The sequence below is a fragment of the Kitasatospora sp. NPDC127116 genome, from assembly GCF_042677365.1.
In the GTDB taxonomy this organism is placed as follows: Bacteria; Actinomycetota; Actinomycetes; order Streptomycetales; family Streptomycetaceae; genus Kitasatospora; species Kitasatospora lactacystinica.
In genome coordinates this window covers 15,041-28,531 of sequence record NZ_JBHXTL010000016.1, presented here as the reverse complement: position 1 = coordinate 28,531, position 13,491 = coordinate 15,041, and the positions used below count along the sequence as shown (strand labels likewise).

Below are 13,491 nucleotides of genomic sequence, written 5' to 3'. Positions count from 1 at the left end.
TTACTCCCCCGCCTGCGGGTCGTCGGCGGTGTCGGTGGGCTGGTGCCCGGCCTCGGCCTCGGTGCCCTCGGCCGCGACGGCCTGCGCCTCGGCGACGGCCTCCGGCTCGGACTCCAGGTGGCCGCTGGCGGCACCGGTCATCGCGGTGCCGAGGTCCTCGGCGGTGACGGTGGCCGGGTCGGCATCGGCGACCAGGCGGCCGCGGTAGATGACCCGGATGGTGTCGGACAGGCCGATCAGCTCGTCCAGGTCGGCGGAGATCAGCAGGACGGCCAGGCCGGCCCGCTGGGCGACCCGGATGTGCTCCCAGATCTGCGCCTGCGCGCCGACGTCCACACCGCGGGTGGGGTGGGCGGCGATCAGCAGCTTGGGCTGGTGGCTCATCTCGCGGCCGATGATCAGCTTCTGCTGGTTGCCGCCGGAGAGCGAGGCCGCGGTGACCTCGATGCCGGGAGTGCGGACGTCGTACTCCTCGACGATCCGCCAGGTGTCCGTGCGGGCGGCGGCCGGGTCGAGCAGCACGCCCTTGGAGTTGGGCGCCTCGGTGACGTGGCCGAGGATGCGGTTCTCCCAGAGCGGGGCCTCCAGCAGCAGGCCGTGCTTGTGGCGGTCCTCGGGGATGTAGCCGATGCCGGCCTCGCGGCGGGCCCGGGTCAGGGTGCCGGAGAGGTCCTTGCCGTCCAGGGTGACGGTGCCGGCGTTCAGCGGCAGCATCCCCATGACGGCCTCGACCAGCTCGGCCTGGCCGTTGCCCTCGACACCGGCGATGCCCAGAATCTCGCCCTTGTGGATGCGCAGCGAGATGTCGTCGAGGACGACGCGCTCGATGCCCTCGGCGTCGGTCTTGGCGATCCGCAGGCCCTCGACGTCGAGCATCACGGCGTCGGTGACGGTCGACTCGCGGCTCTCCGGGGAGGGCAGCTCGGCGCCGACCATCAGCTCGGCGAGCTGCCGGGCGGTGACGGCCTTCGGGTCGGCGTCGCCGACCGTGGTGCCGCGCCGGATGACGCTGATCGCGTCGGCCACCGCGAGCACCTCGTGCAGCTTGTGCGAGATGAAGATGACGGTGACGCCCTCGGACTTGAGCTCGCGCAGGTTGTCGAACAGCGCGTCGACCTCCTGCGGGACGAGCACGGCCGTGGGTTCGTCGAGGATCAGGATCTTGGCGCCGCGGTACAGCACCTTGAGGATCTCGACGCGCTGGCGGTCGGCGACGCCGAGGTCCTCGACCAGGACGTCCGGGCGCACGCCCAGGCCGTACTGGTCGGAGATCTCCTTGATCTTCGCCTTCGCCCTGGCACCGATGCCGTGGAGCTTCTCGCCGCCGAGGACGACGTTCTCCCACACCGTGAGGTTGTCGGCGAGCATGAAGTGCTGGTGCACCATGCCGACGCCGCGGGAGATGGCGTCGCCGGGGGTGTTGAACTCGCACGGCTCGCCGTTGATCGCGATGGTGCCCTCGTCCGGCTTCTGCATGCCGTAGAGGATCTTCATCAGCGTCGACTTGCCGGCGCCGTTCTCACCCATCAGGGCGTGCACGGTCCCGGTGCGGACGGTGAGGTTGATGTCGTGGTTGGCCACGACACCCGGGAAGCGCTTGGTGATGCCGCGCAGTTCGACGGCCGGTGTCGCCGTCCCCGCGCTGGGGGTGCCGTCCTTGCGCAGGGGGACGGGGTCGGATGCGGTGATGGCGGTCTCCTGGTGGTCTGGAGGCGCGTCGTTGCGCTCGGAGGGCCAAGGGGGAACGGAGAGACGGAACGGGGCCCGGGGGTACGCGTTGAGCGCACCCTGCCGGGCCCCTCCCGTGAACTGTGTGGATGCGTCGCCCTGCCGGGCAGGCGGCGGGCTCTGCGGCGTCCGGGACGCGCGGTGCTTACTTGACCGGCGCGGTCGGAATGGTGGTGGCGCCGGACTTGATCGCGTCGGCGGCGACCTTCAGCTTGTCCTGGATGTCGTCGATCTTGCCGCCGGTGGTGGCGAGCGAGACGCCCTCGGCCTTCAGGTCGAACAGCTTGACGCCGGTCGGGCTCTGGCCCTGCTTGACCGACTGGACGTACGAGAACACCGCGGTGTCGACGTTCTTGACCATCGAGGTCAGGATGCTGTTCTTGTACTTCGCCAGGGCCGGCTGGCTGGCCTGGTCGGAGTCGACACCGATGGCCAGGGCGCCCGACTTGTTGGCGACGGCCTCGATGGCGCCGTTGCCGGAGGAGCCGGCGGCGGTGTAGATGACGTCCGCGCCCTTGTCGAGCTGACCCTGCGCGGCCTCCTTGCCCTTGTCGGGCGAGGCGAAGCCGGTGAAGTCCGGCGGGGTGGTCAGGTAGGTGGTCTCGACCGTGATGCTCGGGTCGACGGACTTCACACCCGCCGTGTAACCGGCCTCGAACTTCTTGATCAGCTCGGACTGCACACCGCCGATGAAGCCGACGTGCTTGGCCCTCGACTTGTTCGCGGCGGCGACACCGGCCAGGTACGAGCCCTCCTGCTCGGCGAAGAGCAGCGAGGTGACGTTGGCCGGCTGGTCCTTGTCGTTCGAGTCGATGATCGCGAACTTGACCGTCGGGTTGTCCTTGGCGATCTTGTTGACCGCCGGCTGGTAGACGAAGCCGACCGCGATGATCGTCTTGTAACCCGCGTCGATCAGGTTCTTGAGACGGGTCTCCTTGTCGGCCTCGGCCTCGCCCTGCTTGGCCTCGGCCTCGGTCACGCCAACGCCCAGCTCGGACTTGGCCTTGTCGAGGCCACGGGCGGCGGAGTCGTTGAACGACTGGTCGCCGCGGCCACCGATGTCGTAGGCCATGCCGACCTTGAGCGAACCGTCGCCCGAGCCGGAGGAGGAGGAGTCGGTGCTCTTTGCGCCGCAAGCGGCGAGCGAGGCCATGCCCAGGGAACCCGAGAGCACAACCGCGGCGAGCTTCATTGAACGGCGCAAGGGGATATCTCCTTCTACACGCAACCGTTTGGCGTGGTCGGACGCCACCGTAACGCGCGTAGAACACGGTTGTGTTACGGGGTGCCGGAGCATACGGGTTGTTATCAAACCGTGGTCTGATGTTCTCCCCGGGGCTCTATCCCCCGCGCGGACGGTGATCCGAGGTCGGTTCGGTCAGTTTACGTAACCCCGACGGGACCCCGGATCCGGCCGTTCCGCTTCGCTCCGGCCGCACCGCCCCCGGACCTGCCGTCAGCTGCCGTCCGCCTCCAGGGCCAGCGCCGAGAACAGTTCCACGCCGATGCCGATCGCCCGCTCGTCCACGTCGAACCGGCCCTGGTGCAGGTCCCGGACCGTGGCGTCGCCGGGGGCGCGGACGCCGAGCCGGGCCAGCGCGCCCGGGGCGTGCTCCAGGTACCAGGAGAAGTCCTCGCCGCCCAGGCTCTGCTCGGTGCCCTCCACCACCACGGCGCCGTCCCCGCCGAAGCGGGCGTGCATCGCCCCGTCCAGCAGGGCGACCGAGACCGCCTCGTTCACCACCGGCGGCACCCCGCGGTGGTAGTCCAGCGTCCACTTGGCCCGGTGGGTCTCGGACAGCTTGGCGATCAGCTCGTGCAGCAGGTCCGGCGCCTCCCGCCAGCCGTCCAGCTCCAGGCAGCGGACGGTGCCCTCCAGCTCGGCGTGCTGCGGGATGACGTTGGGCGCGGAGCCGGAGGCGATCCGCCCCCAGACCAGGCTGACGCCCCAGCGCGGGTCCATCCGGCGGGCCAGCGCCCCCGGGAGGTCGGCGGCCGTCCTGGCGACCGCGGTGACCAGGTCCGTGGTCAGGTGCGGACGGGCGGTGTGCCCGCCGGGACCGTCCAGGTGCAGCACCAGGCGGTCGCAGGCCGAGGTGATCGCCCCGACCCGCAGGGCGATCCGGCCGACCTCCACCTTCGGGTCGCAGTGCACCGCGAAGATCCGCCCGACACCCGCCATCCCGCCGGCCTTGATGACGTCCAGCGCGCCGCCCGGCATGACCTCCTCGGCGGGCTGGAACACCAACCTGACGGGGCGGCGCAGCTCACCGGCGCGGGCGGCCTCGGCCAGCACCAGGCCGGTGCCGAGCAGCACCGAGGTGTGCACGTCGTGGCCGCAGGCGTGGGCCCGGCCGGGGACGGTGGAGCGGTACGGCACGTCGGTCTTGGCGTCGTCGATCGGCAGCGCGTCGATGTCGGCGCGGAAGGCCAGGAACTCCGTCCCCGGGGCCGTGCCGGGCGGGACGATGTCGACGAGCATGCCGGTGCCGCCGGGCAGCACCCGGGGTTCGAGCCCGGCGGCCGCCAGCCGGTCGCGCAGCAGCCCGGTGGTTCGGAACTCCTGGCGGCCCAGCTCCGGGTGCCGGTGCAGATCACGACGGAAGGCGATCAGCTCGGGCTCCAGCGCCCGGACCCGGTCGCGCAGATCGGCGGCGGGGCGTGGGACGGCGAGAGTGGTGCCCGGCTGAGCGGGCTCAGGACGGTTCATCTCGCCAATCGTAGGCCTGTTGGGGGGATTTGGCCCGACTTCCGGAAAACTAGTCCCCGGATGGGTGCATACCGGCCGGACACGTGGGTATGACATCTTGTTTCAGCCGCCTTCCCCGGGTTGCGTGCCCTGTGCAACGACCACCCCGGCCGACGGTCACGGCCCGCCACTTCCCCGACGACACCGACGGGTTGACGGCCGTTCAGCAGGACGTCAGAAGCGCTCCACCGGGGAGTACGTCCCCCACACTCCGCGCAGCGCGTCGCACACCTCGCCGACGGTGGCGCGGGCGGCCAGCGCCTCCTTCATCGGGTACAGCACGTTCCCCGTCCCCTCGGCGGTGCGGCGCAGCGCGTCCAGCCCCCGGGTGACGGCGCCGGCGGAGCGCTCGGCCCGCAGCCGGGCCAGCCGCCGCGCCTGCCGCTCCTCGATCGCCGGGTCCACCCGCAGCGGCTGGTAGGGCTCCTCCGTGTCCGACCGGAAGCGGTTGACCCCGACCACCGTCCGCTCCCCGGAGTCGGTCTCCTGCTGGAGCCGGTAGGCGGTGCGCTCGATCTCGCCCTTCTGGTAGCCCCGTTCGATCGCGGCCACCGCGCCGCCCTGCTCCTCGATCCGGTCCATCAGCGACCGCGCCGCGGCCTCCACCTCGTCGGTGAGCGACTCGACGGCGTAGGAGCCGGCGAACGGGTCCACGGTGGCGGTCACGTCGGTCTCGTACGCGAGCACCTGCTGGGTGCGCAGGGCGAGCCGGGCGGCCTTCTCGGTGGGCAGCGCGATCGCCTCGTCGTAGCTGTTCGTGTGCAGCGACTGGGTGCCGCCGAGCACCGCGGCGAGCGCCTGCACGGTGACCCGGGCCAGGTTGACCTCGGGCTGCTGGGCCGTGAGCTGCACTCCGGCGGTCTGGGTGTGGAAGCGCAGCATCTGCGAGCGCGGGTTCCGGGCACCGAACACGTCGCGCATGATTCTGGCCCAAATCCTGCGTGCCGCACGGAACTTGGCCACTTCCTCCAACAGCGTCGTGCGGGCCACGAAGAAGAACGAGAGCCGGGGGGCGAAGTCGTCCACGGCCATCCCGGCGGCGATCGCGGTGCGGACGTAGGCGATGCCGTTGGCCAGCGTGAAGGCGATCTCCTGCGCGGGATCGGCCCCGGCCTCGGCCATGTGGTACCCGGAGATGGAGATGGTGTTCCAGCGCGGGATCTCGGCCCGGCAGTACCGGAACACGTCGGCGACCAGCCGCAGCGAGGGCTGCGGCGGGAAGATGTAGGTGCCGCGGGCGATGTACTCCTTCAGCACGTCGTTCTGGACCGTGCCGGTGAGCGCGGCCGGCGCCACCCCCTGGGCCTCGCCGACCAGTTGGTAGAGGAGCAGGAGCAGGGCGGCGGGCGCGTTGATGGTCATCGAGGTGGACACCCCGCCGAGCGGGATGCCGTCGAACAGCACCGCCATGTCCTCGACGCCGTCCACGGCGACGCCCACCTTGCCGACCTCCCCGGCGGCGAGCGGCGCGTCCGAGTCGTAGCCCATCTGGGTGGGCAGGTCGAAGGCGACCGAGAGGCCGGTGCCGCCGCCCGCGATCAGCTGCCGGTAGCGGGCGTTGGACTCGGCGGCGGTGCCGAAGCCCGCGTACTGGCGCATCGTCCAGGGGCGGCCGGTGTACATCGTCGGATAGACGCCCCGGGTGTAGGGGTACTCCCCCGGCCGGCCCAGCCGGGCGCCGGCCTCCCGGCCGGCCAGGGACTCGGGACCGTACAGCGGCTCGATCGCGAAACCCGACTCGGCGCGGCGCGGTTCGGCTGTCACGGGGGTGCCTCCTCCGGAGCTGGGGAGCGGGTCCTCGCAATGTAGGGCCCGACCGGCCCGCCGCGGCGGCGACGCGGTTGAGATGATCGGGTGAACGACCGATGAGCCCCAGGGAGTGGCAATGACCGAGCAGAAGGTGGCCGTGGTCACCGGTGCCAGCAGCGGAATCGGCGCGGCGACCGCCCGCCGGCTGGCCGCCGAGGGCTTCGACGTGGTGCTGACCGCCCGGCGCACCGACCGCGTCGAGGCGCTGGCCGAGGAGATCGCCGCCCGGGGCGGTTCGGCCCGCGCGGTCACCCTGGACGTCACCGACCGGGCCGCGGTGGACGCCTTCGCCGCCGCGGTCGGCCGGGTCGACGTCCTGGTGAACAACGCCGGCGGCGCGATCGGCGCGGAGAGCGTCGAGCACGGGGACCCGGCCGACTGGCGGGCCATGTACGAGGTGAACGTGCTCGGCGTGCTGCACGTGACGCAGGCCCTGCTGCCGGCCCTGCGGGCCACCGGCGACGGCACGGTGCTGGTGCTCTCCTCGACCGCCGCGCTGGCCGCGTACGAGGGCGGCGGCGGGTACGTCGCCGCCAAGCACGCCGCGCACACCATCGCCGCCACGCTGCGGCTGGAGCTGTGCGGGGAGCCGATCCGGGTGATCGAGATCGCGCCCGGCATGGTGAAGTCCGAGGGCTTCGCGGTCACCCGCTTCCGCGGCGACGAGGAGAAGGCCGCCGCCGTGTACGCGGGCGTGGCCGAACCGCTCACCTCGGAGGACATCGCGGACACCGTGGCGTGGGCGGTCACCCGGCCCTCGCACGTGAACATCGACCTGCTGGTGGTCCGCCCCCGGGCGCAGGCCGCCAACCACAAGGTCCACCGCGCCTGAGCCCGGCCCGGCGGGCGGCCCCGGAGCAGGGGCCAAGATCGAACACGTCACCCCCCGGTGGTACACACGTGCGATGAGAACCTTCCGGGCCGCCCGCCCACGGGTCCTGCTGACCGCGCTGGCGGCAGGCACCCTGCTCCTCGCCTCCGCCTGCGACGACACCGCCGCGCCGGCCCAGGACCGGGCCGCGGGCACCACCGCGCCCGCCGCCGCCACCCCCACGGCCACCCCGACACCGACGCCCAGGCCCACCGGCGAGGCCGACCCGGCACTCAAGCCCTTCTACGGCCAGCAGATCACCTGGGCCGACTGCCCGGCCGACGCCCGGGCGGAGAAGGCCAAGATCGACATATCCGGCCTGCGGTGCGGCACGCTGCACGTCCCGCTGGACTACGCCGCCCCCGCCACCGACGCCCTCGACCTCGCGCTGGTCAAGTACCCGGCCGCCAAGCCGGACCAGCGGATCGGCTCGCTGATGGTCAACCCCGGCGGCCCCGGCGAATCCGGCGTCGGGATGGTCAAGTACGGCGCCAAGCAGTTCGCCGGCACCCTGCACGACCGCTTCGACGTGGTCGGCTTCGACCCCCGCGGCACCGGCGACAGCTCCCCGGTCGTCTGCTACGACGACAAGCAGCACGACGCCGTCAACCAGACGGACGCCTCCCTCGACCCGGCCGTCCGCAAGGCCGAGCACGTCAAGCAGGCCACCGAGCACGCCGCCGCCTGCCAGGCCAGGTCCGGCAGGCTGCTGCCCTTCGTCGGCACCCGCAACACCGCCCGCGACCTGGACGTGCTGCGCGCCGCGGTCGGCGACAAGCAGCTCAACTACCTCGGCATCTCCTACGGGACGTACCTCGGCGCGCTCTACGCCGAGGAGTTCCCGAAGAACACCGGCCGGCTGATCCTGGACGGCGCGGTCGACCCCGGCCAGGACCGGCTGGACCACGGGGTCGACCAGCAGGTCGGCTTCGAGAAGTCCTTCGAGCGCTTCGCCGCCGACTGCGTGGAGAACCACGCCGACGAGTGCCCGCTCGGCAAGGACGGCACCAAGGCCGCCAAGAAGGCCGCCGACTTCCTCGACGGGCTGTACGACCACCCGCTGACCACCAAGGACGGCCGCAAGCTCGGCCGCGACCAGGCCTGGACCGGCACCATCTCGCTCCTCTACGGCGACGAGACGACCTCCTGGAAGTACCTGCGCGCCGCCCTCGGCTGGGCGATGGTGCGCGACAAGGGCGACTACCTGATGGCCTTCGCCGACGACTACAACGGCCGGGACGCGGACGGCCACTACAGCCCGGTGGACGAGGCCAACAACGCGATCGGCTGCGCCGACGCCGCCCGCCCCGCGCCCACCCCCGAGCACGCCAGGGCCGCCGTGGACCGGCTGCTCGCCGAGGCGCCGCTGATGTCCAGGGGCGTCACGGTGGACGACTTCAGCGAGGCCGGCTGCGCCTACTGGCCGTTCAGGACGCAGGAGACGCCGCACACCGTCCGGGCCGAGGGCAGCGCGCCGATCCTGGTGGTCGGCAGCACCGGCGACCCGGCCACCCCGTACGCCTCGGCCGAGGCGCTGGCCAAGGGCTTCGCCAACGCCACCCTGCTCACCCGGGTCGGTGAGGGGCACGGCGCCTTCGGGAAGGGCAACACCTGCATCGACCGGGCCATGGAGGCCTACCTGACCGAGGGCACGATGCCGGCCCCGGGCACCCGCTGCGACTGAGTCCCGCGGACCGGACCGGCCCGGCCCGGTCCTCGGTGGACGGCGGCGCCGCGGCCGGCGGCAGGACGCGGGGAGGGCGCTGACGCGCAGGTGTCAACGTCACAACTTGATAGCTCGTCCGGATGAATTCGGCGCGCGCCCTCCCCAACTGATGACCGCTCAACTACCTTTGAGGCGCAGGTCGACCGGCGCCAACGCGCCCCTCGGCAGCCCCCATCCCACCCGTTCACCACCCCACTCCACCGGCACCTTCCCGCCCTCACGAGGAGGACCCGCTGGCCAGCGACATCCCGTCACAGCGGCTCGACGTCAGAACAGAGCCGACCCTCCTCGGGTTGCACCGCTTCAACGAAGCCGACGCCGGCGCTGCCGAGGAGGCCCTGCTGGCCTGCTGCGGCAGCCACCGCTGGGCCCTGCGGCTCACCGCACACCGGCCCTACCCCGACATCGAGTCCCTGCTGGCCGCCGCCAGCGAGGCCTCCTACGACCTCCGCCCGGCCGACCTCACCGAGGCGCTGGCGGACGAGAGCTGGATGCCGCAGCCGCTGCTCGGCATGCGGGCTCCCGGAAGCCAGGCCGCGCACACCGCGCTGCGGGCCGCGCACGCCGCGTACGAGGCCCGGTTCGGCCACGTCTTCGTGGTCTGCCTGGAAGGGGTCGCCCCGGAGGAGATGCTCGACACCGTGCTCTCCTCCATCCGCACCCGCCTCGCCAACGACCCGGACGAGGAGCGGCTGATCGCGTCCGACGAACTCCGCCGGATCGCCCTCACCCGCCTGGAGCACCTGGTCGCCACCCCCTCGGAGGCCGCGGCGCGCTGAGCGCACATCACCCACCCCGCCTCACCCACTCCTCTTCACCCTCGCGGGTGATCCCGCCCGCGAAACCGCCCGGACGAGTGAGGCCACGGCACCATCCGATCCGAACCGCCACCGAATCCGAACCCGCCCCGCCCCGCGCCCCTCACCCTCCGGCACGGGGTGCGGGCATGTCGTCACGCATCGTGACACCCTCGGGTTTGGTTCCCGCCCCGCTAGGCCAGAAGTGCCTGATTGATCACACCTGGGGCCCCCGGAGGCGGTTCACGGAAAGGCGTCGATAGGATGCTGGCGGCCGGTGGACCGTACCCGGCCGGGCTGACCGACACCGAAGCCGGCCGAGCCCCCAATCGCTTCCGGAGGGTTTTTCCGTGCCGGCTGGAACGCTGTACCGCGGCCGGGAAGGCATGTGGAGCTGGGTGGCTCATCGAGTCACCGGCGTCCTCATCTTCTTCTTCCTGTTCGCCCACGTCCTGGACACCGCCCTCGTGCGAGTGTCGCCGGAGTCCTACGACACCGTCATCCAGACGTACAAGACTCCGCTCGTGAACCTGATGGAGTACGGCCTGGTGGCCGCCATCCTGTTCCACGCCCTCAACGGCCTGCGCGTCGTCGCAGTGGACTTCTGGTCCAAGGGCCCGAAGTACCAGAAGCAGATGCTCTGGACCGTCGTCGGCGTCTGGGTCGTCCTGATGGCCGGTTCCTTCTACGGGATCCTCCAGCACACGCTGATCTCCTGGTTCGGGAAGTGAGCCGAGACATGTCCACGGAATACTCCGACGCCATCGTCGTCCCCTCCAAGCAGGCGCACACCGGCAGGGGACTGGGCACCGGCAACCCCGCCGACGCGTTCGTCATCGAGCCTCCGCGCCAGCGGACCAAGAAGACCCCGCGTCGCACCCGCACCAACTTCGAGATGCTGGCCTGGCTCTTCATGCGCCTGTCCGGTGTCGTTCTGGTCGTGCTGATCCTCGGCCACCTGCTGATCATGCTGGTGCTCGACGGCGGCGTCTCCAAGATCGGCTTCGCCTTCGTGGCCGGCCGCTGGGCCTCGCCGTTCTGGCAGGGCTGGGACCTCCTGATGCTCTGGCTCGCCATGCTGCACGGCGCCAACGGCATGCGTCAGGTGATCAACGACTACGCCGAGAAGGACTCGACCCGGCTCTGGCTCAAGGGGCTCATGGGCACCGCCACGGTCTTCACCGTGCTGCTCGGCACCCTGGTGATCTTCACCTTCGACCCCAACATCTGAGCCGCGAGCACCATCGACCATCGGCAGAGGCCAGAGGCGAGTTAACCCCCCATGCAGATTCACCAGTACGACACCGTCATCGTCGGCGCCGGCGGCGCCGGCATGCGAGCGGCCATCGAGTCGACGCAGCGCAGCCGCACCGCCGTCCTGACCAAGCTCTACCCGACCCGGTCCCACACCGGCGCGGCCCAGGGCGGCATGTGCGCCGCCCTCGCCAACGTCGAGGAGGACAACTGGGAGTGGCACACCTTCGACACGGTCAAGGGCGGTGACTACCTGGTCGACCAGGACGCCGCCGAGATCATGTGCAAGGAGGCCATCGACGCCGTCCTCGACCTGGAGAAGATGGGCCTGCCCTTCTCCCGCACCGAGCAGGGCCGGATCGACCAGCGCCGCTTCGGCGGTCACTCCCGCAACCACGGCGAGGCCCCGGTCCGCCGCTCGTGCTACGCGGCCGACCGCACCGGCCACATGATCCTCCAGACGCTGTTCCAGAACTGCGTCAAGCACGGCGTCGAGTTCTTCAACGAGTTCTACGTCCTCGACCTGCTGATCAGCGAGGGCAAGACCTCCGGCGTCGTCGCGTACGAGCTGGCCACCGGCGAGATCCACGTCTTCCAGGCCAAGTCGGTCGTCTTCGCCTCCGGCGGCACCGGCAAGTTCTTCAAGGTCTCCTCCAACGCCCACACCCTCACCGGTGACGGCCAGGCCCTGGTCTACCGCCGCGGCCTGCCGCTGGAGGACATGGAGTTCTTCCAGTTCCACCCGACGGGCATCTGGCGCATGGGCATCCTGCTCACCGAGGGCGCCCGCGGCGAGGGCGGCATCCTGCGCAACAAGGACGGCGAGCGCTTCATGGAGCGCTACGCCCCCGTCATGAAGGACCTCGCGTCCCGTGACGTCTGCTCCCGCGCGATCTACACCGAGATCCGCGAAGGCCGCGGCTGCGGTCCGGACGGCGACCACGTCTACCTGGACCTGACCCACCTGCCGCCGGAGCAGCTGGACGCCAAGCTGCCGGACATCACCGAGTTCGCGCGCACCTACCTCGGCATCGAGCCCTACACGGACCCGATCCCGATCCAGCCCACCGCGCACTACGCCATGGGCGGCATCCCGACCAACGTCGAGGGTGAGGTCCTGCGCAACAACACCGACGTCGTCCCGGGCCTGTACGCGGCCGGCGAGGTCGCCTGCGTGTCCGTGCACGGCGCCAACCGCCTGGGCACCAACTCGCTGCTGGACATCAACGTGTTCGGCCGTCGCGCGGGCATCGCCGCCGCCGACTACGCCAACGCCAACGAGTTCGTCGAGCTGCCCGAGGACCCGGCCGAGAAGGTCCAGGCCCTGGTCGACGGCCTGCGCGAGAGCACCGGCACCGAGTCCGTGGCGCAGATCCGCAAGGAACTGCAGGAGACCATGGACGCCAACGCGATGGTGTACCGCACCGGCGCCACCCTGAAGCAGGCGGTCGAGGACATCGCCGCGCTGAAGGAGCGCTACAAGAACGTCTCCATCCAGGACAAGGGCTTCCGGTACAACACGGACCTGCTGGAGGCCGTCGAGCTGGGCAACCTGCTCGACCTGGCCGAGGTGCTGGCCGTCTCCGCGCTGGCCCGCGAGGAGTCCCGCGGCGGCCACTACCGCGAGGACTTCCCGACCCGTGACGACGTGAAGTTCATGCAGCACACCATGGCGTACCAGGAGGTTGCCGCCGACGGCACCACCTCCATCCGCCTCGACTACAAGCCGGTCGTCACGACCCGCTACCAGCCGATGGAGCGTAAGTACTGATGAGCACTCCGACCGTGGAGAAGCACTCGGCCGCTCTGGACGCGGTCGAAGCCGGTGCCGTCCAGCCGATCACCGTCACCTTCCGGATCCGCCGGTTCAACCCGGAGGAGCACCCGGACCCGGTGTGGGTGGACTACCAGCTGACGATGGACCCGAAGGAGCGCGTCCTGGACGCGCTCAACAAGATCAAGTGGGAGCAGGACGGCACCCTCACCTACCGCCGCTCCTGCGCGCACGGCATCTGCGGCTCCGACGCCATGCGGATCAACGGCCGCAACCGGCTGGCGTGCAAGACCCTGATCAAGGACGTCGACCCGGAGAAGCCGATCACGATCGAGGCCATCAAGGGCCTGACGGTCCTCAAGGACCTGGTCGTGGACATGGACCCGTTCTTCCAGGCGTACAAGGACGTCATGCCGTTCCTCATCACCAAGGGGAACGAGCCGACCCGGGAGCGCCTGCAGTCCGCCGAGGACCGCGAGCGCTTCGACGACACCACCAAGTGCATCCTGTGCGCCGCGTGCACGTCGTCCTGCCCGGTGTTCTGGAACGACGGCCAGTACTTCGGCCCGGCCGCCATCGTCAACGCGCACCGCTTCATCTTCGACTCGCGCGACGAGGGCGGCGAGCAGCGCCTGGAGATCCTCAACGACCGTGAGGGCGTGTGGCGCTGCCGCACCACCTTCAACTGCTCCGAGGCCTGCCCGCGCGGCATCGAGGTCACCAAGGCGATCCAGGAAGTGAAGCGGGCGCTGGTCACCCGCCGCTTCTGAGCCCCGCCCGACA

Annotated in this window: 11 protein-coding genes; 7 read left to right on the top strand and 4 right to left on the bottom strand. The window is 70.9% G+C overall.

Annotation, left to right across the window (positions count from 1 at the left end; genetic code table 11):
• From ACFVHV_RS10115 to ACFVHV_RS10100, 4 genes are all read right to left on the bottom strand, one after another.
• On the bottom strand, positions 1 to 1,581 hold the full coding sequence (locus ACFVHV_RS10115; RefSeq protein WP_380350510.1) for an ABC transporter ATP-binding protein: 1,581 nt from the start codon (positions 1,579 to 1,581) through the stop codon (positions 1 to 3).
• A 292-nt stretch (positions 1,582 to 1,873) separates the two neighbouring features.
• Complete coding sequence (locus ACFVHV_RS10110; RefSeq protein WP_359911543.1) at positions 1,874 to 2,932, bottom strand: BMP family ABC transporter substrate-binding protein; 1,059 nt, start codon at positions 2,930 to 2,932, stop codon at positions 1,874 to 1,876.
• 252 nt (positions 2,933 to 3,184) lie between these two features.
• Positions 3,185 to 4,438 (bottom strand): amidohydrolase, encoded by a 1,254-nt coding sequence (locus ACFVHV_RS10105; protein ID WP_359911546.1) that lies wholly within the window; start codon positions 4,436 to 4,438, stop codon positions 3,185 to 3,187.
• A 213-nt stretch (positions 4,439 to 4,651) separates the two neighbouring features.
• A complete protein-coding gene (locus ACFVHV_RS10100) occupies positions 4,652 to 6,241 on the bottom strand; it encodes a methylmalonyl-CoA mutase (protein WP_380350508.1) in 1,590 nt (529 codons plus the stop codon).
• Positions 6,242 to 6,362: 121 nt separating this feature from the next.
• Here ACFVHV_RS10100 and ACFVHV_RS10095 point away from each other — a divergent pair, with 121 nt between their 5' ends.
• The 7 genes from ACFVHV_RS10095 to ACFVHV_RS10065 all read left to right on the top strand — a co-directional run bounded on the left by ACFVHV_RS10095 (position 6,363) and on the right by ACFVHV_RS10065 (position 13,478).
• Positions 6,363 to 7,118, top strand: coding sequence for an SDR family oxidoreductase (locus tag ACFVHV_RS10095; RefSeq protein WP_359911551.1), 756 nt, complete (start codon positions 6,363 to 6,365; stop codon positions 7,116 to 7,118).
• 73 nt (positions 7,119 to 7,191) lie between these two features.
• Positions 7,192 to 8,841, top strand: a complete 1,650-nt coding sequence (locus ACFVHV_RS10090; RefSeq protein WP_359911554.1) for an alpha/beta hydrolase — start codon at positions 7,192 to 7,194, stop codon at positions 8,839 to 8,841.
• A 335-nt stretch (positions 8,842 to 9,176) separates the two neighbouring features.
• Positions 9,177 to 9,662, top strand: a complete 486-nt coding sequence (locus tag ACFVHV_RS10085; RefSeq protein ID WP_359911557.1) for a 2-oxo-4-hydroxy-4-carboxy-5-ureidoimidazoline decarboxylase — start codon at positions 9,177 to 9,179, stop codon at positions 9,660 to 9,662.
• A 368-nt stretch (positions 9,663 to 10,030) separates the two neighbouring features.
• Positions 10,031 to 10,411, top strand: coding sequence for a succinate dehydrogenase, cytochrome b556 subunit (gene sdhC, locus ACFVHV_RS10080; protein WP_033332398.1), 381 nt, complete (start codon positions 10,031 to 10,033; stop codon positions 10,409 to 10,411).
• 8 nt (positions 10,412 to 10,419) lie between these two features.
• Positions 10,420 to 10,911: a succinate dehydrogenase, hydrophobic membrane anchor protein gene (gene sdhD / locus ACFVHV_RS10075; RefSeq protein WP_359911559.1), complete on the top strand. Its 492-nt coding sequence runs from the start codon at positions 10,420 to 10,422 to the stop codon at positions 10,909 to 10,911.
• Positions 10,912 to 10,962: 51 nt separating this feature from the next.
• Positions 10,963 to 12,705 (top strand): succinate dehydrogenase flavoprotein subunit, encoded by a 1,743-nt coding sequence (gene sdhA, locus ACFVHV_RS10070; RefSeq protein ID WP_359911562.1) that lies wholly within the window; start codon positions 10,963 to 10,965, stop codon positions 12,703 to 12,705.
• The gene (locus ACFVHV_RS10065) at positions 12,705 to 13,478 is read left to right on the top strand and encodes a succinate dehydrogenase iron-sulfur subunit (RefSeq protein WP_359911565.1); all 774 of its coding nucleotides are present in this window, start codon (positions 12,705 to 12,707) and stop codon (positions 13,476 to 13,478) included. The genes sdhA and ACFVHV_RS10065 overlap by 1 nt, the downstream gene beginning before the upstream one ends.
• Positions 13,479 to 13,491 lie beyond the last annotated feature (13 nt).